Genomic DNA, 22,706 nt, shown 5'->3' on the forward strand with positions numbered 1-22,706 from the left:
GGTCTCGCCGGCCCTCGAAAGATTGTTCGAAAGAGCGAACAGCCAGTCCTCACGACGGCCTGTTCGCAGACAGGTTCGGATGATTCCAGGGAAGCTCCCTTCGATGGCTCTACCCCCTACCTTCGCGAGCGCCATGCTCCTGTTGCCAGACGAAGACCTCAGATTCTCGGGCTCCCTTGCGGAGCCCGGCGCATTTAAGTCAGTCGAGACAGGCCTTCTAGTCGTAGGAATTCTTCTCTCCACCGGACTCTTCTTCTGGCGCTTCGCCCCCATCCTCAGCATCATCCTGCGCTCCAGGAAGGACACAAGCTACACGCTGCGCCCTCTCGGCCAGCGCATCTGGACCTTTTTCTCCGAGGTTCTTTGCCAGTCGAAGGTCATACGCCAAAGGCCGCTTCCCGGTCTGGCCCACGCCTTCGTCTTCTGGGGATTCCTTGCCTTCGCCCTCGTCAGCCTGAACCACATCGCCCTGGGGTTCGGCATGGGATTCCTGTCCCCCACCGGCGCGGCAGGCCGCTTCTACTTTTTCTTCGCCGCCGTCTGGGCACTGTTAGTTGCGGTCTCGATCACCGCGCTCTTTATTCGGCGCTTTTTCGTCCGGCCAGTCTGGCTTGGCCAGAAACTCTCCTATGAGTCCGGCGTGATCGCCTTCCTGATCTTCCTCCTCATGGTGAGTTACCTGGGGGCCTTTTTCGTTCAGGACGGCAGTACAGCGGTCCATCTGCTGTGGTGGACCCATACCCTGACCCTTTTGGTCTTTCTTCCTCTGATTCCTCACACGAAGCACCTTCACCTGGTGCTCAGCCCCGTAACCGTCTTCCTTAAGAACGGTGGTTACGCCCAGATCCCTCCTCTAGCGGGAGATGAGGACTTCGGACTGGTCGCCGGAAAGGATATCACCCAGCTCATCTCGCTCCAGACCTACAGCTGCGTGGAGTGTGGCCGGTGCACGGAGCACTGCCCCGCCTCAACAACCGGCAAGGTTCTCAATCCAAAAGAGATCATCCTCGGGCTGCGTACTTACCTGAACGGGTTCGGGCCTCAATCGGACTCTCCCCTGCTTACTGAATCTCCCGTCACTTCTCCGGACAATCCTCCTGCAAATTATCTGAGCATGGAGGCTGCCTTTGAGTGCACGACCTGCGGGAGCTGCGAGTTCCAGTGCCCGGTGGGGATTCAGCATGTGCCTGTAATAGTTGGGCTTAGGCGGGGAGCTACGAATACCGGAGCCTGGGAGGACGACTACGGGACGAAGCTCTTTCTCGCCCTCGAAAAGAACGGCAATGCTCTCGGGCTAAGCTCTCTTGAGAGGGATAAGTTCCTTCAGAAACAGGGTTTCCCCATCTTCGATGGCACCCAGGAGTACTGCCTGTGGCTGGGCTGCATGGGGAGCTACGACCCGAAAGGCCGTGAGATTATCGCCGACTTCGCCCGGGTCATGCAGCACCTGGGGACCAACTTCGGCGTCCTCAAAAAGGAGAAGTGCACAGGAGACCCCGCGCGGCGGCTGGGGAACGATCTCGTCTTCCAGAATCTGGCCGAAGCGGGGCTGAAGAGCTTCGAGGCAGCCAAGGTCAAAAAGATCGTTACGATCTGCCCGCACTGCGTGCGCACCATCGCGACCGACTGGAGGGAGTTCGGCATCGCGCCAGAGATCGAGCATCACTCCGAGTTCATGGCGCGGCACAAAGACCAGTTGTCTGAGGATAAGTGGAAGGTTCCATCGATCGTATATCACGACCCTTGTTACCTCGGACGATACAGAGGTATCTATGAAGAACCTCGCACAATTGTCGAACAAAGTGGATTCATAATCGAAGCTTCGCGTTCGCGCGAACGTAGCTTCTGCTGCGGAGCAGGTGGGGGGCTCGCTTTTCTCGGCGAAGAAGCCGGGGAGCGGGTAAGCCACGTCCGCGCCAAAGAACTAACGGATACTGGCGCTCAGATAATCGCTACCGCCTGTCCTTTCTGCAATACGATGTTCCGCGATGCACTGACTGCCGTCTCAGAGCATCCACCGCAGTTGCTGGATATCGCGCAGCTTACCGCCCGTGCCCTGCCAGCATCGCAACCAGCAGCAAACCAGTCACCGGAATCAGGAGGAGCGCAGTGAAGATCGTCGTAGCCATCAAACAGGTGCCGGAACGTGATGCTCCCATTCGCATCGCTGCAGACGGCCGATGGATCGAAGAGGGTGACCTGAACTACACCATCAACGAGCCGGACGCCTACGCGCTCGAAGAGGCGCTACAGTTCAAGGAGAAGCAAGGGACGGGAGAGGTCGTCGTCATCTCCGCCGGTCCGGAGCGCGTGCAGAGCACCCTGCGTGAGGCGCTGGCCAAAGGAGCCGATCGGGCGATCCATATCGAGTGTGACGATCCGGGCTCGCGCGATACGCTCGGCGTCGCGCAGATTCTGGCAGAGGCGATCAGGGCCGAATCCCCCGACCTGATCCTGACGGGCCTGCAGTCCGACGATCTTGGGCTGGGGCAGACAGGAGTGGTGCTTGCCGAGTTGCTCGGCATACCACACGCCACCATCATCATGCAGATCGAGCCCACCGCCGGCGGCCTGAAGGTCAAGCGCGAGCTCGAGGATGGATGGTTTCAGCACCTGGAGATGCCCCTGCCCGCGCTGCTGACGATGCAGTCCGGCGGAAACAAGCTGCGATATGCCACGCTGATGGGGATCAAGAAGGCGAAGACGAAGGAACTGAAGTCCGTTCCTGCAGCGACGTCGGCCAGCGGACCTGCCGTGTCGCTCGAGCGCGTGTATCTGCCGGAGAAACAGAAGAAGACCGAGATGCTGACCGGCTCCCCGCAGGAGATTGCCGCAAAGATCGTCGAGAAGCTGAAGTTTGAGGTGAGGGTGCTATGAGCGGAGTGCTTGTCGTTGTAGAGCAGCGCGGCGGCGCCTGGAACCGGATGAGCTTCGAGACGCTTGCAGCGGGTCAGCAGCTGGCGGCGAAGCTGGGCTCGGAGTGCTCGGCAGCGATACTGGCAGCGGATTCTTCCCCGCTTCTGCCCGAGCTGCGCTCGAAGAACCTCAAAAAGGTCTTCGCGGTCGAGCACAATCTACTGGCGAACTACACCGCCGATGGCTACGTTGCGGCGCTGAAGCAGCTGATCCAACGGGAGCAGCCTGACTTTGTGCTCTTCCCTCATACCTACCAGGTTCGCGATTATGCTCCGGCACTGGCGACCCGCTTCCAGCAGGTTCTGATCAGCGACGTAATCGGGTTCCGGGAGGCTGGCGAAGGAGGATCTCCGGTCTTCGTCCGTCAGCTGATGCAGGGCAAGCTGAATGCGGACTATCGTCATACAGCTTCCGGTCCGTGCTTTGTCTCGATCCAGGCAGGAACGTTTCGCGCGGACACTCTCGAACCCGGCAATGCACCGACTGAGACATTCACCCCGCAGCTCTCAGCCGACCAGATACGCACCAGGCCGGGAGAGCCCTTCCGTGAGTCGTCCCAGACAGTGGATCTTTCGGCTGCTCCCATCATCGTGTCGGTAGGCCGCGGTATAGGCGAGCAGGACAATCTTCCCGTGGTCGAGGAGCTGGCACAGGCTCTGGGGGCGGAACTCGCCGCCTCGCGGCCCATCTGCGACAACGGCTGGCTGCCGATGGAGCGCCAGGTGGGAAGCTCCGGTCAGACGGTCTCCCCCAAGCTGTACGTCGCGGTGGGAATCTCCGGAGCGATTCAGCACCTGGTGGGAATGAAGGGATCGAAGGCGGTTCTGGCGATCAATAAGGATGAAAATGCGCCAATCTTCGAGATCGCGGACTATGGGGTGGTGGGGGACCTGTTTGAAGTGGTCCCGGAGCTGACGAAGGCGGTCCTGGCAGCGAAGTCGTGAGCCGGGATGGTAGCGTTGCGCGGGTTTGCATTCGAGGCCCTCGGAGAACCGCAGATCCTTCGACTCCGCATCTCGCGATAAAGCTGCGAGAGGCTCCGCTCAAGATGACACCTGGGGGACGGAGTGCGATAAAGTGGCACCTCACCGAGTGCGGCAATGAGCATGTTCCGGGATGGATGCTGCCGGGGGATGTTTTTGCGGGTTTTCCGGGGGACCGATCTATACTGAACGCTCTGTGTCCCTTGCTTCGCTTTCTGTCCAGATGCATCGAATCATATTGAAGAAGAAGGCCATGGCAACGATCTCCCCACCTCCGGCAGCCTGGGCTGAGACTGAGAGTCTGGCACTGGATGACCGTGCCGGACAGCAACGCCTCCGCGACCGTTTTGGGCGCGCCATTACGGATCTGCGGCTTTCGGTGACTGACCGCTGCAACTACCGGTGTGTCTACTGCAGGACGGGAAATGAAGGCGCTCAGTACAGTGAGCTGGCTACTGAGCACTACCTGCGGATGGTTCGGCTGATGGTCGGCCTTGGGATCGAAAAGGTTCGCCTGACCGGGGGCGAACCCCTGCTGCGAGCCGGCCTGGTGGAGATGGTTCGTGAGTTGGCGACGCTCAGGACCGCCTTCGATTCGTCCGGCAACCCGACAGAAGATGGCGAGCCCCTGGACCTGGCGCTGACCACGAACGGGCACCTGCTGGAGGGTCTGGCGAAGCCCCTGAAAGAGGCTGGCCTTGGCCGGGTGACCGTGAGTATGGATGCCGTCGATCCGGAGACTTTTTCTGCAATCACCCGCGTTCCCAGGAGCTATAACCGGGTTCTTGCAGGCATCCGCCGGGCGGCAGAGGCAGGTCTGGGTCCGGTCAAGGTGAACTGCGTCCTTCTGCGCGGCTTCAACGATCACCAGATCGAGTCATTTGCGGAGTTTTCGCGCCGTGAGAAGGTAATCGTGCGGTTTATCGAATTTATGCCGCTGGAAGAGGACCGCAGCTGGAGGCCGGAGACAGTGGTGCCCATGAACGAGATTCTGGACCGTCTGGAGGCGTATCGACCGCTGGTAGAGCTGCCCCTGCATACGGCAAGCGAGACCGCACGGAGGTTTACCTTTGACGATGGGTTGGGAGAAATCGGAATCATCGCACCGGTTTCGCGTCCCTTCTGCGGTCACTGCAGCCGCATTCGCATTACGTCGGACGGCAAGCTGCGCACCTGCCTGTTTTCACAGAGCGATCATGATCTTTATGGCCGCATGTTGCGAGGTGGAACCGATCACGAACTGGTGACGTATATCCGGCAGGTTGTCTTCCAGAAAGAAGAACGCCATCATATCGGTGAACCTGGATTTGAGAAGCCGTCACGAAATATGGTCCATATAGGCGGTTAGCTTTTTTGAGCGACGCACACTGAAGCAAAAGCCTTCGCCACGGAGAGCGGGGACGCAAGAAGGAGTTTTAGAACTGTTCGATTTGAAGGGATCTGTGTTAAAAGACCGACGCCAGTTCGAGGTTGTCGACGGCCGCCAGCTGGATCACCTGAGGGTGTTCCACGATGTGGCGCGCGCGTTGACGGCGAGCCTGGAGCTGGAGGAGATTCTGAGCGCTATCATGAACAAGATGGCCCAGTTCTTCGGTCCGGAGCGCTGGTCTATGCTGCTGGTCGATGAAAAGACCGGCCAGCTGTACTACGCGATTGCGGTGGGTGAAAACTCCGAGAGCCTACGCGGGCTGCGAGTGCCGATGGGCGAGGGCGTCGCAGGGTGGGTAGCGGCCACAGGCAATCCGCTGGTGGTACCGGACGTCAAGCTCGATCCGCAATGGGCGGCTTTTTCGGCCAAGCATCCTGATCTCAACATCCAGTCGATCGCCTGCGTTCCTGTGCGTTCGGGCGACAAGACGCTGGGAGTGATCCAGCTGTTGAACAGCAAGCTGGATCTGCTCTCCGAATACTCGATCTCCTTCCTGCGAATCCTGTGCGACTACGCGGCCATCGCGATTCAGAATGCGCGATCGATGACGCTGATCCAGGAGCTGACCATCACGGACGATTGCACCGGGCTGTTCAATGCCAGACATCTTTACACGATGCTGGAGGAAGAAGTGACAAAGCGACAGGAGTTCAGCCTGATGTTTATGGACCTCGATCGCTTCAAGTCCGTCAACGATACGCATGGGCACCTGATCGGCAGTCGTTTGCTGGCGGAGGTGGGAAACCTGATGCGCCGTTCTCTTGGCCCCGCCAACGCGGCCTTCCGGTACGGCGGCGATGAGTTTGTCGCCCTGTTGCCAGGAATGGGCAAGGCGGCTGGTACAGGGGCTGCACTGGCGTTGTGGGAGGACCTGCGCAGAAATCCGTTCCTCGAAGGTGCAGGGCTTTCGCTCAAGCTGTCGGGCAGCTTTGGCCTGGCAACCTACCCGGAGGATGGCAACACAGTCCCAACCATCCTTCGCGCCGCGGACGAGATGATGTACAAGGCCAAGACGACGCGTGACAACGTGGCCGTGGCGGGACGAGGGCTGACGATGAACCGTGAGCCCAGCGTCATCCGCTCGGTGCGGTAGCGGATTACTGGTCAGGGCGGCGCGGCGAGAGAGCGAAAGGGCGCTTTGGCTGCGGAAGAATCGCATCGCGGTTTGCAGGCGCAGTGGGATGAACGCCGAAGTCCCAGACTCCCAGATTGACCTCGCGGTCGGAGAGAATCTCCATCAGAGCGTATTCGCCGAAGGCGAGGGACTGCTTCGGCGTCAGCTTCATCCAGTGGCCTCCGGGAAGGGTCTCCGGGGTGGTTTCGACGACATCCTCGATCTGTTGAACTCCGCCGAGCAGGCTGATCTTGAAGGATGCTACGACGCGGGAGCCTGTTCTGACGTCAGCCCGGACGATGACGTAGCGACTGGATGCGGGATCGTGAGGAGGGCCATCCTTCATGGCGGTCGAAGCTCCATGGGTATCGACGGTGAGTGGAGTGGTTCCGTCGGGAACGACCGCCTCGCCAAGGCGGATGTAGATTACGGGCCGGTCGACGTGCAGCTGCACCAGGGAGCGTTCGCCCTTGAGCTGCACCAGCTGATGCGGGCTGGAAAGCGGATTGACGATGCCTTTGAGGATGTTGTGGGCCGTATTGCGATTGAGCTCGCCGTCGGACTGAGGCAGAGGCACCAGCTGAGGCTGTCCCTGGAAGGTGTCGAGAACGAGGACATCGTCGAGTTCGGGAAGCCGCAGATCGGGAGCGACTTCAGGAGTCATCGCGGCGCGGTCGGCCTCTTCCTTCAAGAGCTCGGGGTCGATGCCGGGCGCGGATCCGGGGTTCTGAGCGTCAGGATTTTGAGCGTCGGGAGATTCAGAGTGGCTGCGCTCCCATCGTTTGGTCGCCTCGAAGTCGACCAGGGCCACGGGGATCTCCTCCTGGGCGCCACCGCGCTCTGCGGAGATGTAGCGGACGCGATCGCCGACGATCTTATAGCTCATTACGAGCTGGTAGCTACCGTCCTTCAGAATAAGCCGGGTGCGGTGCGGTGCGGTTGTGTCGGCAGACGGAAGCGGCTTCTGCGCAGCAGACTGAGCACGGAGCGATGCGCCGGTTATCTGCATCGTGCCCGCCAAAAACAGCAGGAGAAGGAACTTTATGCGGATTCGCTTCGTCTCACCCATAAACCTGATTCCACAAGTTTAGTGCAGTGTTTTGGTTAGACGCCTCGGTGAGCAGAAGGGCGGCGGATTTTGGCATTATGCACTGGCTGTGCTAAACAAAAACAGGAACACTTCTTTCGTGCGTACGATCTACCAACTCGGGGTGCAGGGTCGCAGGCCATGGTGGCTGCAGGTACTTGCGCTGGTGTGCGTGGTGGCGGTCTGCCTGATGAGCACGGCGCAGATTTCGCATACGCACGCTGAGTTTTCCGCACTGAAGCAGGCCCCCCATCATAACGGCCCGTCGCCCGATGACCATTGCCCGCTGTGCGTGGCGATGCATTCAGCGCTGGCTCCGCCGAACCACTACGCTCCTGAGCCGACAATCGCAATGGAACGACTGGATTCGGTAGCTGCCGAAGCCATCCGTGTGTTCCGGTGGCGCTTCGAGATGGCCAGCCGGCCTCCGCCTGCAGAGAACTACGCCTAGTTCCTGCGGGTATCCGATTTTTCCGTAAGTTTTTCGGACGAGTTCGCTTACCTGTCTTTGCAGGTCGTAACTGCACTTTCCTTTCAGATTCGACAGGAGTTTTTTTCATGCGTAAATCCATCTTCTTATGGATTCTTTCTGTTTTCTTTTTGCTGATCCCCGGTCTCAGCCCAGGCGCGTATGCGTTTCAGAGCAACTCCGGCAGCGTCTCCGGAACAGTAACGGATCCCAGCGGCGCCGTCGTTCCGGGCGCTAAGGTCCAGATTGCCAATCATGTCAGTGGTTATACGCGCACCGCGACGAGCGACTCTTCGGGCCAGTTCCACTTTTATAATGTTCCGTTCAATCCCTATCGGATCACGGTCACAGCCGATGGATTCGGTTCCTCCAGCAAATCAGTCGATTTGAACGCGATTGTTCCGGTCGTGGTTCCCATTCAACTCGCTCTTGCGGGTGCGTCCACTTCCGTCACGGTGGAAGGCGGCGCTGACCTGATTGAGAATGATTCCACCTTTCACACTGATGTCGATCGGGCTGTCATCGATCGCATGCCGCTCGAGAGCCAGTCGTCCTCGCTCAGCTCGATCGTGACGCTATCATCCCCTGGTGTCACCGCCGATTCCAACGGTCTGTTTCACGGCCTGGGAGATCACGCCGAAAACTCCTTCTCTGTCGATGGCCAGCCCATCACCGATCAGCAGAGCAAGGTCTTCTCCAATCAGCTTCCAGCCGACGCAGTCCAATCACTTGAGGTGATTGGAGGAGCGCCCACGGCGGAGTACGGCGACAAGACCAGCCTCATCATCAAGGCTACGACACGCTCCGGGCAAGGTGTGACGACTCCGCACGGGAGCATCGCCCTGGACTATGGCACCTTCGGGACCACGACCCTGGATGGGAATGTTGCCTACGGCAAGCAGAACTGGGGCAACTTTGTTGCAGTCAGCGGTATGAACTCGGGACGCTTTCTCGATGGCCCCGAGTTCCAGACCCTGCACGATAAGGGCAACCAGCAGAACATCTTCGACCGGGTCGATTTCCAGTTCAAGGACGGGGATTCGATTCATACGAACCTGCAGTACACCCGCTCCTGGTTCCAGACCCCAAACTCCTACGACCAGATGAACGTGCTGGACCAGTTTGGCAATCCCGTCGGCGATGCCGATCAGCGATCCAAGATCGAGACCTTCAACATCGCACCCTCCTGGACGCACCTGATCGATCAGAACACAGTGCTCAACTTCGGCGCCTACGTTCGCCGCGATGCCTACAACTACTATCCCAGCAACAATCCCCTGGCGGACCTCGGCCCCATTCAACAGGAGACGGTACAGCAGTACCGCACGCTTACGAATACCGGAGTTCACTCCGATATCACGTGGGTAAAAGGGATTCACAACATCAAGGTCGGAGGGATGTATCAGCAGACCTTCCTTCGCGAGAATCTGACCACGGGCCTGGTCGATCCTGCACTGAACGCGCCCTGCGTGGATGCCGACGGCAACCCGGTCAACGGGTTCAACGATCCATCACAGTGCGATGGCGCAGGACTGGCTGCAAACGTTGCCTTCAACCCAGTTCTACTTCCCCACGACCTTACGCGTGGAGGCAGCAACTACGCCTGGCATGGCCGCACGGATGTGAAGCAACTGGCACTCTATGCGCAGGATCAGATCACAAAGGGTCCGTGGCTGCTCAATCTCGGCATCCGCGGCGACTTCTACAACGGTCTTTCGGTGCAGCGGCAGGCGGAGCCCCGCGTCGGCATCTCCTACAACATCAAGCGAACCAATACCGTTCTTCGCGCTTCCTATGCGCGCGCGCAGGAGACCCCCTTCAACGAGAACCTCGTTCTTTCCACAAACGGCTGCCATGACCCTGTCCTTCAGGGCATCTTCCTCACGCTCGGCGACTGTAATCCTGCACCATTCAATCCTGGATTTCGCAACGAATTTCACTCCGGCCTTCAGCAGGCCTTTGGCCGTCATCTGGTCGTCAGTGGAGAGTATCTCTGGAAGTACACTCACAACGCCTTCGACTTCAGCGTCTTCGGTGCGACTCCCATTACCTTTCCCATCGAGTGGCATAACTCGAAGATCTCGGGTTTCGCTCTCCGAGCCAATGTTCCGGAGACGCATGGCATCAGCGCCTTCGTTGTCATGTCGTCGGTTGCGGCCCGCTTCTTCAACCCACAGATCGGCGGCGTCGGTGCAACCATCGGTTCACCGACGGGTTATCCCTTCCGGATCGACCATGACGAGCGCTTCAACGAGACGACCCACCTGCAGTACACGCTTCCCTTCCGCAAGAGCACCTGGGTTGGATTTAACTGGCGCTACGACAGCGGCCTGGTTGCGGGCGCCACGCCCTGCTACAACGTCAACGATCCCAACAGCGGCTGCGCAGCCTTCTCCTTCGACAACAACGGCGATCCGCTGACAATCAACGGTCAACCCGCAATCAATCTCAGCAGCCTGACCGCAGATCAGCAGTTCCAGGCAGGCCTGGCCTGCAACGGCGTGGCAGCGACACCGACGTCAGGATTGCCGGGCCTCTGCCCCGCGTCGGAGCTCACCTCGACACTGCTGCACATTCCCACAGCGAACATGGGAAACGACGACCATAACCCGTCTCGCATTCAGCCACGAAACCTCTTCGATATTGCGCTGGGCGAAGATAATCTCTTCCATGGCGACAAGCACAGGGTTGGCCTGCGTGTTACCGCCGTCAACGTTACAAACAAGTACGCTCTCTACAACTTCCTTTCAACCTTCTCGGGAACGCACTACGTAACACCTCGCACCCTCACCGGAGAGATCAGCTACAACTTCTAACTCCCTTGCAGGACGCGGCCAGAGAGGCTCTGCCGCGTCCTGTTTCTTTCAGGCCACTTAAATCTCAAAAAGAAAGAAGAACCGATGGGAAGCAGCGTTACCTCATCTCGCGCATACCTGCGCCATCACGCCGATGTTGCCGGTGCTACAGCCTCAGGCGTCTGCCTGATTCACTGCCTGCTGACACCGTTGATGGTCAGCCTCTTTCCGGGGCTGATTCCCTATCTTCCCGGTGATGCCGGCTTTCACCGTGCTCTGGCGGTTGGAATTGTGCTTCTGGGAGCGCTGGCGTTCATCCCCGGATACCAGCTTCATCGTCGCCGGTCGCTACTCGTGATGATCGGCTTCGGGATGACGCTTGTTCTCATCGTCGCGTGGCAGAACGAGAGGCTCGGTGTTGCGCGCGAGCTTCTACTCAGCATCCCGGGCTCACTGATGCTCATCGGAGCGCACCTGCTCAATCGCACCTTCTGTAGACAGTGCAAACAGTGCGAGCATTCTGTCGCGTGCGAGACGACGAAGCTGTAAACTTTCCGATTCGTCATCCTTCGCCCCGTCATCCTGAACGGAGCGAAGGATGACGGCGTTTTGAACGCGTTTGGAGGGGAGCTCGTTGGCAGTCGATTTCTTCAACCGCGCCAGATGGGAAGGACCTCCGGGTCTGAGACGCGAAGGTCTTTCAGCAGATCATGGTGCGGGCTGAGGCTGCAGACCGGATCGATCGCGTTCGGATCGCCTGTCATCAGGAACGCCTGGCAGCGGCAGCCCCCGAAGTCCTTTTCCTTACGCTCACAGGAACGGCAGGTGGGCGACATCCACTCGTCTCCGCGGAAGCGCTGGAACGCGGAGGAACACCTCCAGATCCATTCGAGACTGTGATCGCGGACATTATCGAAGACCATGCCGGGAATGATGGCAGCAGAGTGGCACGGGAGCGCCTGACCGGCCGGATCGATCAACATCATCTGGCGGCCCCATCCGCCGACACACGCCTTGGGGAAGCTGCCGAAGTAGTCCGGAAAGACGGCCTCGACGTGGATCTTGCCTCGTAGTCTCTGTTTCGCTGCTTCCACGATGGGGATGGAGCGCTCCACCTGCTCTTCCGTCGGCATCAGCAGAGCACGGTTCTTCAGGGCCCAGCCGTAGTACTGTACGTGCGCGATCTCAAGGCGATCCGGGTGGAGATCCTCCGCCAGCGCAATGAACTCCTCCAGATGATCGAGATTCATGCGATGGACGACGAGGTTGATCGTGAAGGCCAGGGGATAACGCTTCAGAACCGGCACCAGCGCCAGCTTGATGGCGTGAGCACGCGTGCCCGCGATGTGATTCGCAGATGCCTCTTCGATGTCCTGAAAGGAGAGCTGCAGGTGCTCGAGCCCGGCTTCCACCAGTCCTGCAAGGCGCTCTTCCGTCAGGCCCACGCCCGAGGTGATCATGTTGACGTAGAGGCCAGCCTCGCGGCCTGCGCGAATCAGCTCCGGGAGGTCCCTGCGGGCCAGCGGCTCACCGCCCGTCAGATGCAGGTGCAGAACGCCCATCTGCGCGGCCTGCTGGAAGACGCGGCTCCAGTCCTCGGTCGCAAGCTCCGTCTCCGCACGCTGCATCTCGATGGGGTTCGAGCAGTAGAGGCAGTGCAGAGGACAGCGGTGCGTCACCTCGGCGATGAGCGACAGCGGTGAGCGTGGTGTCGGGATGGAAGATGGCGAAGTCATACTCCTTCTCTTAAGACTCCCCGCTGCTCGAGACGATTCAGCAGGCTGAGAACGTCGTCGCCGATCTCCCTCTCATCGACGCCCTCATACTGCTGAACCAGTGCCGCGACAACATCGCTTATAGTCCGTTTGCCGTCCAGCATGGCGAGAATCTCCCGCGAAGGTCCTGTCAGGTTGAGGGTTCCCTCAGGGATCAGTAGAACGCCGTCTGTCGGGTGCAGGCGGCACCCGGGCGCCAGCCGCGGTATTGAGTTCAGTTCCATCTGCAGAGTCCTTTTTGAATCAGTCACACGCGGGAACAAATGCTCCCGGAGGAATGTTGCCGGGCGAGACGTAGGCGTAGTCGATGGCGTCGAGCTGAGCCCACAGGATGGCGCATTTGGCCTCGAGCGCGCCGATCACCTGCTCCTGCTCCTGGCGCGTCTTTGCATGCTCCGCAACGTAGTCAAAGGCGAAGGTAGCGTCTTCTGGGGCCTGGGTGAGGCGTCCTTCGAAATACGCCAGGCCGGGCACGAGGTACGGATAGTGAATGCGCATCTGATCCATGCGCAGAGAGATCAGGTCGCGCGAGAACAGCTCCGTCAGCGAGGATGCCACAGCCACCAGCAGCGAGCTGTCGCGCACGAGCGCAAGATAAGCGTCGACGGCGTAACGAACGCCGGGAAGAACGCCGCTGCACGGGATGACCTGCTTACGTGCTAACCCGGCAGCTTCGGCGAGCTGAATCCATTTCTCAATGCCGCCGTAGCCGTCCTGGTCGCCATCATGGTCCAGGATGCGCTTACGCCATGCGCGGCGGAAGGCGGGGTCATCGCTCTTGGCAAGGATCAGGGAGTCTTTGATAGGGATGCGGCTCTGGTAGTAGTACCGATTCAGCGCCCAGGCCTGCAGCTGGCCGCGTGTGAGCTCGCCCTTGTGCATGCGCAAGTGAAAAGGGTGGCGATGGTGATAGCGGCTGTCTCCCACTGCCTGCAGGCGGTCGCGCAGTTCCTGGCGCGAGAGAAGCGTCGTCTCTGTATCTACTGCGGTCGTCGTCATGAATCCAGTTGCCATCCGTCGTGAGCTATCTGCCATCCGGCTGCCAGCACCGCTTTGTACTCCGCGCTGCCGGTGTCGAGGATGGGATTGGTGTTATTGATATGGACGAAGACCCTGCGTGGAAAGTCTATGTCCTTCAATAAAGCGATGGTTCCATCGTCACCGCTAAGAGGCACATGGCCGATGGACCGCGCGAGCGGAGTACCGGAGTGCGTGCGGCTCAACTCGGCATCGCTCCAGAAAGTCCCATCCACCAGGACCGTGTCGCAGGTTCTGTAGATCTCGCGCAGTTCGTCCGTGATCTCCGGCAAAGCAGGCGTGTAGGCGATTCTGCGTCCCTCTTTCTCCAATACCAGTCCAAGGCTGGCCTGCCCCTTCTCTCCTGTATTCATCTCGCGGGCATAAAACGGCAGCGAGCCTTCGAGCGGGATAGGGGTGCAGGTAATTCCAGAATCTCCGAGGAAGAAGCTCTGGCCGGGTACGATCTCGACCCAGGTGAGCTGGTCGGGAACCCGGTGAAGCATGCGGAAGAAGGAGTTCGACTCAAGGGTCTTGCGGACCAGCCTGGTCGCATAGATTGTCAGGGGCTGAAACTCGCGCAGCAGCAATACACCCAGCACCTGGTCGAGATCGGCCGTGGTCAGCACAATGCCAGCGATTGGCGTATTACGCCGTCCGAATCGGGAACCTGGTTGTAACTCAGGATTAGCCTCGATCTGGACCCGGAGGTCGGGAGAGGCGTTCAGAAGGTACCAGCTTTGCCCGTCTCCAGACGCAATGGCCTGAAGCTGAAGCCGGGGCGGCACAGCCCGGGGGTTTGTCCTGCTCAGCTCACAGAGCCGGCAGGCACAGTTCCACTGGGGAACGCCACCGCCGGCGGCAGTCCCCAGCATCTTGAACAGAAACATTCTTTAGCGTTCTGCAGGGGCGTAGCAGTTGATCTCACAAGCGAGGCAAACTTCTTGAAAGTCAGGACGGATCCAGGTCTTCATGTGCAAACATCTCCTGTTCTTTAGATACCAAACAGCGAGTTTCCCCCCACCCGTTTGGTACCGGGAATTGTATCTGAGTTTAAGGACTCCTGGGAACGAAAGTGGTTAGCTGGTCTGACCGGCGGACAATTACTTTCGGCGCCAGCGAACCCCATCCTTCGAATCCTCGATCAAAATCCCCTTTGCAATCAATTCGTTACGGATGGCATCGGCACGTGCAAAGTTCCGCGCTTTTTTGGCCTGGGTTCGTTCTGTAACTAGCCCCTCTATCTCTGCATCGGAGAGAGAAAGTTTGGCCAGCAGCTCAGGTGCGGCCTCTGACAGGCGGCCCTCCTGCTCTGCCCAGGCCAGGGCGGAACGGGTGATCTCCGCATCGTTGTCCTTGAGGACGGCAAACACGCCGTCGAAGAGGTCCAGAACGCGCAGAATCTGCTGCACGTTACCGGCGCGAAGTGTGCCTGCATCCGCAGCCGAGTTTGCCGTCCGCACCAGCTCAAAGATGGCGGCACGAGCCTCTGCGGTATTCAGATCATTGGCTAGCGAAGCCGTGTACCCCTGCTCTGCTTTGGCGGTAGTTGCTGCAAGCAATTCATCCAGGCCTTCGGGAAATCCGCCTTTCAGCATGCGTTGATGGAAGGTCCGGAGCCGGTCGATTGCGTTGGTCGACTCCAGCAGCGACTCGAAGGTGAAGTTCATCTGATGGCGGTACGGCACCGAGATCAGAAGAAAACGGATGGCCGAGGCACGATAGCCCTTCAACAACAAATCACGCAGGGTATAGAAGTTCCCCTCGGACTTCGACATCTTGCGGCCTTCCACAAGGAGGAAGCGCACATGCATCCAGTGACGAGCGAAGGGATGACCAGTGGCTGACTCCGACTGGGCGATCTCGTTCTCGTGATGCGGAAACATCAGGTCTTCGCCGCCGCAGTGCAGATCGAAGGATTCGCCCAGAAACTTCGTCGCCATGGCCGAGCACTCAATGTGCCAGCCCGGCCTGCCGCATCCCAGCTCGGTGTTCCAGCTCTGTTCGCCGGGCTTCGAGGCCTTCCACAGGGCAAAATCGCGCGCAGCATCTTTTTCGTATTCGTCCACATCGACGCGGGCGCCGTCTTCGATCCCCTCGAAGTCCTTGCGGGAGAGCTTGCCGTACCCCGGAAAGCGAGCGATGCGGAAGTACCAGCTTCCGTCTTCGGCCTGGTAGGCGATGTCCTGCTCGGCAAGTTTCTGGATCAGCGCCACCATGTCGGGAATGCAGCTGGTCGCGTGGGCAACGATCTCCGGTCGCAGAATTCCCAACGCATCGGAGTCCTCGAAGAACGCCTTCTCATACTTGCCGGTGTAGTCTGCGATGTTCTTTCCCGCGGCAGAGGCATTGCGGATGATCTTGTCGTCGACGTCGGTGATGTTCATGACGAACTTGAGCGTCACTCCCTGCTGGCGCAGAAAACGCCGCAGGACATCGACATGTAGGAAGGTGCGGAAGTTGCCGATGTGGCCATAGTCGTAGACCGTCGGACCGCAGCAGTACATCCGCATCTCAGGTGCGCCGACCGGTTCCAGTGTCTCGATTTTGCCGCCCAAGGTATTGAAGAGTTCCATCGTTGCCACGTGCGCTTTCATCCTGCCGCACGCGAGCTCGCGGCGCGGTGCAGACCTCTCGTTTAGAGTTTTCCCTGTTGATTTTAGCCGATACCCGCCACTCGGCTCAGGGGTATCCACATACGTGTCGCAATTCCCTGTCGCGGCTGCCCGGGGACGCACTGCAACTGATTTGAATTATGCAATCATTGCAGCCTCCGGGGAGTGTCATCCTGAGCGAAGCGCACCAGTGCGGAGTCGAAGGATCTGCGGTCCAGGATCGTCGCTGAGGCTGGCAAACCGCGGATCCTTCGACTCCGCTCCTCGCGATAAAACCGCGAGAAGTTTCGCTCAGGATGACACCTCTGGTGAACCGTCAAAGGAGACGTGAGTCGCTCTAAGGCGAAGGGCTTCCTCATTCAGCCCAGACGAAGCTGCGGGGTCGCGCCGAGAGTGTCCGGAGCAAATTTACCTGTAACAAACTTTGGCCATGCTGCCGCCGCAATCATCGCGGCGTTATCGGTGGATAGTGCAACCGACGGAAACGCGATGGGCAGTCCTCGCCTGTCTGCCTCCGCCTGGAACCGCCGACGCAGTTCACTGTTCGCCGCGACGCCTCCTGAGACGACGATGCCCCTGGCCCCGAAGGTCTCGGCGGCAGCGAAGGTCTGGCGAAGCAGGTTGCCGACGACGGCGTGTTGAAACGACGCAATCAGGTTCAGCGTCTCGGAATCGCACAACAACGCGGCTTCTTCCGATCGCGGCCCCCACTCAGGGTGTTGCGCCAGCTCCCTGCGGCGGGCTTCCACATGCTCACGCATCCCGTGGGTCTCGATATAGCGCAGCACCGCCGTCTTGATGCCGCTGAAGGAGAAGTCGAAGCGGACCTCGTCTGCCGGGCCTCCCTCCCGGTGCCCTCGGGGTTTGATCCTGCTGAAACGGAAAGCGACAGCGTCAGGATTTCCTTTTTTCGCCAGTGAATCGATCCAGGGACCTCCGGGGTAACCCAGGCCCAGCAGCTTGGCGACCTTGTCGTAGGCCTCCCCCGCTGCGTCATCCACGGTGCGGCCCACATTGCGGTAGCTCCAAGCGCCCTCTTCTCCAACATTGGCCAGGTACAGATGGGTGTGTCCGCCCGAGACCACCAGAGCGAGCAGCGGCAGTTCCATGGAGGCTGCCCCGGACTGGCGAGCCTCCATCAGCACGGCGTGGATGTGTCCCTCGAGGTGGTTCACCCCGATCAGCGGCTTACCCAGGCCGAAGCTCAGCGCCTTTGCATAGGTGATTCCTACCAGCAGCGCGCCAGCCAACCCCGGACCTTCCGTGACAGCGATGGCGTCAAGATCGTCGAAGCTCACCTGCGCCTGCTTCATGGCAGCGCGAACCACCGGAACCACGTTCCTGAGATGCTCACGCGAGGCCAACTCGGGCACGACGCCACCATAGTTGGCATGCAGGTTCATCTGCGAGGCGACGATGTTCGACAACGCATCGCCTCCGGCGCGGACGACCGCTGCTGCCGTTTCGTCACAGGAGCTCTCGATCCCCAGGATCAGGCCGGTCTGCTTCACGTCCCGCTCATTCACGCGCATGTCTTTATCATAGGGGAGCAGGATGGCCACATCTGAAAACCCGCAGTACCTTGCAGCGCGCAACATCGCGAAAACCCTACGCGCTGCAGGCCACCAGGCCTATCTGGCCGGCGGTTGCGTGCGCGATCTTCTGCTGGGGGTTGCGCCAAAGGACTACGACGTCGCCACTTCCGCAACTCCCGATGTGGTGCTGTCCCTCTTTCCTAAAAAGAAGGCCCTGACCGTTGGGGCGCACTTCGGAGTGGTGCTCGTCTGCGAGCCCGACGACGCTGCAACGGAAATTGCCACGTTTCGCAACGACGGCGTCTACAGCGACGGCCGGCGCCCCGACTCCGTGCGTTTCTCGACCGACGCCCGCGAAGATGTTCGCCGCCGCGACTTCACCATCAACGGCATGCTGCTCGATCCGGAGATCTACGATCGCACCGGAGATGCGGCCCAGGCGACGCTGGACTTCGTCGGCGGGCGGGACGACCTGGATGCAAAGATCGTCCGCGCCATCGGCGATCCCAGCCTGCGTTTTACAGAAGACAAGCTGCGCATGCTGCGCGCGGTTCGCTTCGCCGCACGGCTGGGGTTCACCATCGAACCCGCTACGGCAGCCGCCATCCATCAACTCGCCGGCCAGATCAACGTCGTCAGTCCGGAGCGCATTCGCGATGAGCTGACCCTGATCCTTACAGAAGGCAACGCCCGCCGTGGATTCGAGCTGCTCGACCAGTTGGGACTGCTCCCACATATCCTCCCCGAGATCACAAAGCTGCACGGCGTTCAGCAGCCACCGGAGTACCACCCTGAGGGCGACGTCTGGATCCATACGTTGCTTCTGCTGGAAAAGCTGCCCGCGAGTGCATCCGCCACCCTGGCCTGGGGAGCGTTGCTTCACGACGTCGGCAAGCCTGCGACCTTTCGCGCGCCCGATCCGAACAACCCGAAGGACAGAATTCGCTTCAACGGGCACGTCGAGGTGGGGGTTCGCATCTCGGAAGAGATCCTCTCGCGGCTGCGTTTTTCAAACGAAGATACTGCCCAGATCACGGCCCTTGTGAAGAATCACATGCGCTTTGGCGACGTGCCGCATATGCGCGAAGCCACGCTCAAGCGTTTTCTGCGCCTGCCGGAGTTCGGCGAGCATCTTGCTCTGCATCGCATGGACTGTCTTTCCTCTCACGGTGACCTGAGTCTCTACGAGTTTGCAAAAGAGAGATACGAGAACACCCCGCCGGAGTCCATCCAGCCGAAGCTTCTGCTCACCGGGAGGGAATTGATCGCAGCGGGATATGCCCCCGGACCTCGTTTCAAAAAGATGCTGGAAGCCGCGGAGGACGCGCAACTGGAAGGCGAGGTCCACACCTCTGCCGAGGCTCTCCGCTTGGTGCGGGATCGTTTCGGTGCGCCTGCAAAATAGGTGAGCGTCTTCTGCACCTCCGCCTTCGTCCATCCTTTAGATATGCATCTTTCTTTTCGTCCTTTCGTCCTGGCGCTGCTGCTATGTCCCTCGCTGCCTGCCGCAGTCATCGGGTCCAGCAAACCGGCTGAGTCTATTACGGAGGCTCGCATCGCCCAGCTTCTACCTGGAAGCCGCGCGGCCTGGACCGAATATCTCCATCGCTCGCAGCGGCAGATGCAAACGGATCGGACGCAACTTGCCGCCGAGCGCAAGCCGGGTGTTCCTGTTCCGCCTCTTCCCAAAGAGAGTAGCGCCGCTCGAAGCATGCCGCTCAACAAACCATCCGCGTGGTATGGCTCCGCTGAAGCGCAGCATATCGCCGATGTCATCGTCAGCTTTCAGACGCCCGCAGGTGGATGGAGTAAGAACCTCGACATGACCGGACCAAAGCGCCTGAAGGGCCAAAGCTATGCGCCGGACAACCTGAACAAGCATCCTTCGCCGGAGGACTTCGACACCCCACGCGATCCCGACTGGAACTACGTCGGCACACTCGATAACGACGCCACCACAACCGAGATTCGGTTTCTCGCAATGGTCGCTGCAACGAATCCCACCCACGCAGAGGCATACCGCGCCAGCATCCTGAGGGGGATTCACTACCTTCTGGCGGCACAGTTCCCAAACGGAGGCTGGCCGCAGGTGTGGCCACTCGAAGGCGGGTATCACGATGCCATTACCTACAACGATGATGCGGTGACAGAGGCTGCCGAGGTTCTCCGGGATGTCTCTACCGGCCAGCCGCCCTACACTTTTGTGCCTGTCGAACTTCGCCGGCAGTCCGCGGCGGCAGTACGACAGGCCCTCGACTGCATTCTGGCCACGCAGGTCCGCAGCCACGGCAGACTGACGATCTGGGCCCAGCAGCATGATGCACTGACGCTTGCCCCCACCACGGCCCGCAACTACGAGCCTGCCGCGCTGGCCACAGGAGAAAGCGCCCACTTGCTGCTGTACCTGATGCATCTTTCCACTCCATCTCCGCGAGTGCTCGCAGCAGTTCAGGCAGGAGTTGCATGGTTTCGAGCAAATGCGATCTACGGCGAGGAGTGGTCCGGAGGGCGCGATACTCCCGGTGGACGCCACCTTTCGCCGGCCTCCGGCGCTGGTCCCTTGTGGGCACGCGACTACTCCATCGAGACGGAGCGGCCCATCTTCGGAGATCGCGACAAGACCCTGCACGATGATGTTGCCGATCTCTCCGCGGAACGAAGGAACGGATACCAGTGGTACGGCAGCAGCCCGCAGGGAGTGCTGGACGCCTATACCTCCTGGGAGAAAGAGCATCTTCCGGCAGCCCATGCATCTAAGGTTCAATGATCGACAATGAGATTCTGATCATCGGGGCCGGCATCGCCGGCCTTACGGCCGCACGCAGACTCGCAGAAGCGGGACGAAAGGTCACTGTCGTTGAGGCGCGTGAACGCGTCGGCGGGCGCATCTTTACTCATCATGTTGCAGACGAGGCCATCGAGTTGGGAGCCGAGTTCGTGCACGGGCGCCCGCCGGAGCTTCTGGCCCTCATCGCAGAGACGGGCGCCGACCTCTACGAGCGGAACGGAAGCAGTGGATGTTTTCGCAATGGCGTACTGGAGCGGTGCGACACGCCGACTGCGGACTTTGAACTGCTCGAAAAGCTGACGAATCCCCCCGAGCCCGATGTCAGCTTCGCCCAATATCTCTCCACGATCGAGGTAGACGAATCCCGGAAGGTGTCCCTCACAAACTTTGTCGAGGGCTTCAACGCAGCCGATGCTGCACAGATCAGCGCGGCAGCACTCGGAGCGCAGCAGAAGGCCGAGGACTCCATCGAAGGCGATCGAGCCTTTTCGCTGCCCGGCGGTTACGATCGGCTGGTGCAATATCTCGCCAGCCGTACCGAGGCGCTCGGCGGGCACATTTACCTCAATCTTCCTGTTCGCGAGATTCGCTGGAGCAGGTCGGCGATACGTGTGACTGCCGGCGAGAGAACGTTCACGGCGTCAAGTGCAGTCGTGACTCTGCCACTGGGAGTTCTTCAAGCGGAAGAAGTAGCAATTACACCCCGGCCCGAGCAGATCTTCCTTGCCGCATCCCGGATGCGGATGGGACACGCTCTCCGCTTCACGCTGCAGTTCCGAGAGCCGTTCTGGAAGACACTTTCGCCATCCCCCATCGAGGACCTGAGCTTCCTCTTCAGCTTTGGCGAGATGCCTCCCGTCTGGTGGACCACGCATCCGCATCCGACCGCGCTACTGACAGGCTGGGTCGGGGGTCCACGCTCCGCATCCTTGTCGCGACTTTCTAATAAAGAATTAGCAGAGCGGGCCTGCATGGTCCTCGCAAAGACCTTTTCGATGGCGTTCACAGAAGTTCACAAACTTTTGCTAGGCTGCTATGCGCACAACTGGAGCAGCGATCCATTCGCCCTGGGCGCTTACAGCTACGTAGGCGTCGGAGGGCTGGACGCTTCCCATCAGCTCTCAGAACCCGTCGAAGACACGCTGTTCTTTGCCGGGGAGCACACCGATATCACCGCAAACTGGGGCACAGTTCATGCCGCTGTCCGTTCGGGATTGCGCGCGGCAGATCAGATCCTCGATCGCTCTTCCTGCCCCATCGCCAGTAACTGATCGACTCGCTTGCGTAGCGCGGCTGCATCGAATGGCGCCCGTACCTTCGCGTCGTTATCGAAGTAGACGTAGACATCGCGCGGCGTAACGCAGGCGCGACTGCTGTGGACACATCGGCCCTCGGCCTGCTCCCCACAAGCCCATGTGACGACACGCTGCGCCCACTCCTCCATCGCGACGCCCTCGTATCCGCTGGCGTAGAGCACCTCCGATCCGTGCAGGCGGCAATAAACGAAATCGGAGCTAACGTCCATCAGCAGCGGCCACTCCACCGTATCTGCTATCACAAGTCCGACGTCATGTTCGCGCAACAGATCGATAAACTCCGGGACCGCGAAGCTCTCATCGCGAATCTCCACACAATGACGTAGCGGAGCGTCCTTTCGTACCCGAAACCCTGGATCTTCCCGAAGGCGTTCCGCATGTCTCCGCATCAGTGCAGCAGCCTCGCGATGCGACCGTGGCAGCAGGCGAAAGAAGGCTTCAAAACGCGCGGGATCAAAACGCATCTGCGGAGAGAACTGCCAGAGGAAAGGCCCCAGTTTCGTACCCAACCGCAAGACTCCGCTTCCGAAGAAGTTCGCCAGTGGGATCTGAACCTCCTTCAGTTTGAGCATGTGCGTGATGAAACGCGATCCCTTGACCGAAAACATAAAGCCATCCGGAGTCTGTGCGGCCCAATCTGAAAAGCTCTTTGGATGTTGCAGGGAGTAGAAGGTCCCGTTGATCTCTACCGTATCGAAGCTTTGCGCTGCAAACTCCAGCTCCCTCCGCTGCTGCAGTCCTTTGGGATAGAAGACGCCACGCCACCCGGCATACCGCCAGCCGGAGATCCCGATCCTGATGCGCCCAAGGGGCTGTTCTGCGCGCACGGCTTTATTCATGTCCGAATTGGATGCGGATTCAGGAGCG

Annotated in this window: 20 protein-coding genes; 11 read left to right on the forward strand and 9 right to left on the reverse strand. The window is 59.9% G+C overall.

Features of this window, described 5'->3' with window-relative positions; translation table 11 throughout:
* Positions 1-103: 103 nt before the first annotated feature.
* The 5 genes from GWR55_RS09815 to GWR55_RS09835 all read left to right on the forward strand — a co-directional run bounded on the left by GWR55_RS09815 (position 104) and on the right by GWR55_RS09835 (position 6,421).
* Positions 104-2,113 (forward strand): (Fe-S)-binding protein, encoded by a 2,010-nt coding sequence (locus tag GWR55_RS09815; protein WP_238398313.1) that lies wholly within the window; start codon positions 104-106, stop codon positions 2,111-2,113.
* Positions 2,110-2,877, forward strand: a complete 768-nt coding sequence (locus tag GWR55_RS09820) for an electron transfer flavoprotein subunit beta/FixA family protein (RefSeq protein WP_162402113.1) — start codon at positions 2,110-2,112, stop codon at positions 2,875-2,877. The genes GWR55_RS09815 and GWR55_RS09820 overlap by 4 nt, the downstream gene beginning before the upstream one ends.
* Positions 2,874-3,860 (forward strand): electron transfer flavoprotein subunit alpha/FixB family protein, encoded by a 987-nt coding sequence (locus GWR55_RS09825; RefSeq protein WP_162402114.1) that lies wholly within the window; start codon positions 2,874-2,876, stop codon positions 3,858-3,860. Before GWR55_RS09820 ends, GWR55_RS09825 begins: the two co-directional genes overlap by 4 nt.
* 292 nt (positions 3,861-4,152) lie before the next feature.
* Entirely contained in the window at positions 4,153-5,247 is a 1,095-nt protein-coding gene (gene moaA, locus GWR55_RS09830; RefSeq protein ID WP_162402115.1) for a GTP 3',8-cyclase MoaA, read from the forward strand.
* Between the two features lie 94 nt (positions 5,248-5,341).
* On the forward strand, positions 5,342-6,421 hold the full coding sequence (locus tag GWR55_RS09835; RefSeq protein ID WP_238398314.1) for a sensor domain-containing diguanylate cyclase: 1,080 nt from the start codon (positions 5,342-5,344) through the stop codon (positions 6,419-6,421).
* A gap of 4 nt (positions 6,422-6,425) precedes the next feature.
* On the opposite strand, the gene GWR55_RS09840 is transcribed toward GWR55_RS09835, so the two are convergent.
* On the reverse strand, positions 6,426-7,511 hold the full coding sequence (locus GWR55_RS09840) for a hypothetical protein (protein WP_162402116.1): 1,086 nt from the start codon (positions 7,509-7,511) through the stop codon (positions 6,426-6,428).
* A gap of 118 nt (positions 7,512-7,629) precedes the next feature.
* Between GWR55_RS09840 and GWR55_RS09845 the strand changes: the two genes are divergently transcribed.
* The 3 genes from GWR55_RS09845 to GWR55_RS09855 all read left to right on the forward strand — a co-directional run bounded on the left by GWR55_RS09845 (position 7,630) and on the right by GWR55_RS09855 (position 11,342).
* The gene (locus GWR55_RS09845; protein ID WP_162402117.1) at positions 7,630-7,980 is read left to right on the forward strand and encodes a hypothetical protein; all 351 of its coding nucleotides are present in this window, start codon (positions 7,630-7,632) and stop codon (positions 7,978-7,980) included.
* Positions 7,981-8,087: 107 nt separating this feature from the next.
* A complete protein-coding gene (locus GWR55_RS09850; RefSeq protein ID WP_162402118.1) occupies positions 8,088-10,814 on the forward strand; it encodes a TonB-dependent receptor in 2,727 nt (908 codons plus the stop codon).
* 84 nt (positions 10,815-10,898) lie between these two features.
* A complete protein-coding gene (locus GWR55_RS09855) occupies positions 10,899-11,342 on the forward strand; it encodes a MerC domain-containing protein (RefSeq protein WP_162402119.1) in 444 nt (147 codons plus the stop codon).
* Positions 11,343-11,443: 101 nt separating this feature from the next.
* On the opposite strand, the gene pqqE is transcribed toward GWR55_RS09855, so the two are convergent.
* From pqqE to tsaD, 7 genes are all read right to left on the reverse strand, one after another.
* On the reverse strand, positions 11,444-12,529 hold the full coding sequence (pqqE, locus tag GWR55_RS09860; protein ID WP_162402120.1) for a pyrroloquinoline quinone biosynthesis protein PqqE: 1,086 nt from the start codon (positions 12,527-12,529) through the stop codon (positions 11,444-11,446).
* Positions 12,526-12,792 carry a pyrroloquinoline quinone biosynthesis peptide chaperone PqqD gene (gene pqqD, locus GWR55_RS09865; protein WP_162402121.1) on the reverse strand — a complete coding sequence of 89 codons (267 nt, stop codon included), beginning with the start codon at positions 12,790-12,792 and terminating at the stop codon, positions 12,526-12,528. Before pqqD ends, pqqE begins: the two co-directional genes overlap by 4 nt.
* Before the next feature lie 19 nt (positions 12,793-12,811).
* Positions 12,812-13,582, reverse strand: a complete 771-nt coding sequence (gene pqqC, locus GWR55_RS09870; protein WP_238398315.1) for a pyrroloquinoline-quinone synthase PqqC — start codon at positions 13,580-13,582, stop codon at positions 12,812-12,814.
* Positions 13,564-14,475 carry a pyrroloquinoline quinone biosynthesis protein PqqB gene (gene pqqB / locus GWR55_RS09875; RefSeq protein ID WP_162402122.1) on the reverse strand — a complete coding sequence of 304 codons (912 nt, stop codon included), beginning with the start codon at positions 14,473-14,475 and terminating at the stop codon, positions 13,564-13,566. Before pqqB ends, pqqC begins: the two co-directional genes overlap by 19 nt.
* Before the next feature lie 3 nt (positions 14,476-14,478).
* On the reverse strand, positions 14,479-14,559 hold the full coding sequence (gene pqqA / locus GWR55_RS19575; protein ID WP_162403884.1) for a pyrroloquinoline quinone precursor peptide PqqA: 81 nt from the start codon (positions 14,557-14,559) through the stop codon (positions 14,479-14,481).
* Between the two features lie 129 nt (positions 14,560-14,688).
* A complete protein-coding gene (gene cysS, locus GWR55_RS09885; protein WP_238398770.1) occupies positions 14,689-16,161 on the reverse strand; it encodes a cysteine--tRNA ligase in 1,473 nt (490 codons plus the stop codon).
* 398 nt (positions 16,162-16,559) lie between these two features.
* Positions 16,560-17,732 (reverse strand): tRNA (adenosine(37)-N6)-threonylcarbamoyltransferase complex transferase subunit TsaD, encoded by a 1,173-nt coding sequence (gene tsaD, locus GWR55_RS09890; protein ID WP_162402124.1) that lies wholly within the window; start codon positions 17,730-17,732, stop codon positions 16,560-16,562.
* Between the two features lie 22 nt (positions 17,733-17,754).
* Between tsaD and GWR55_RS09895 the strand changes: the two genes are divergently transcribed.
* The 3 genes from GWR55_RS09895 to GWR55_RS09905 are packed head-to-tail and all read left to right on the forward strand — an operon-like array spanning position 17,755 to position 21,794.
* On the forward strand, positions 17,755-19,140 hold the full coding sequence (locus tag GWR55_RS09895) for a CCA tRNA nucleotidyltransferase (protein WP_162402125.1): 1,386 nt from the start codon (positions 17,755-17,757) through the stop codon (positions 19,138-19,140).
* Positions 19,141-19,182: 42 nt separating this feature from the next.
* Positions 19,183-20,502: a pectate lyase gene (gene pelA, locus GWR55_RS09900; RefSeq protein ID WP_162402126.1), complete on the forward strand. Its 1,320-nt coding sequence runs from the start codon at positions 19,183-19,185 to the stop codon at positions 20,500-20,502.
* Positions 20,499-21,794, forward strand: coding sequence for an NAD(P)/FAD-dependent oxidoreductase (locus GWR55_RS09905; protein ID WP_162402127.1), 1,296 nt, complete (start codon positions 20,499-20,501; stop codon positions 21,792-21,794). The genes pelA and GWR55_RS09905 overlap by 4 nt, the downstream gene beginning before the upstream one ends.
* Here the strand turns inward: GWR55_RS09905 and GWR55_RS09910 are convergent.
* Positions 21,752-22,678: a DUF72 domain-containing protein gene (locus tag GWR55_RS09910; protein WP_162402128.1), complete on the reverse strand. Its 927-nt coding sequence runs from the start codon at positions 22,676-22,678 to the stop codon at positions 21,752-21,754. The genes GWR55_RS09905 and GWR55_RS09910 overlap by 43 nt on opposite strands.
* Between the last annotated feature and the right edge of the window lie 28 nt (positions 22,679-22,706).

It is taken from the genome of Edaphobacter sp. 12200R-103 (genome assembly GCF_010093025.1).
In the GTDB taxonomy this organism is placed as follows: Bacteria; Acidobacteriota; Terriglobia; order Terriglobales; family Acidobacteriaceae; genus Edaphobacter.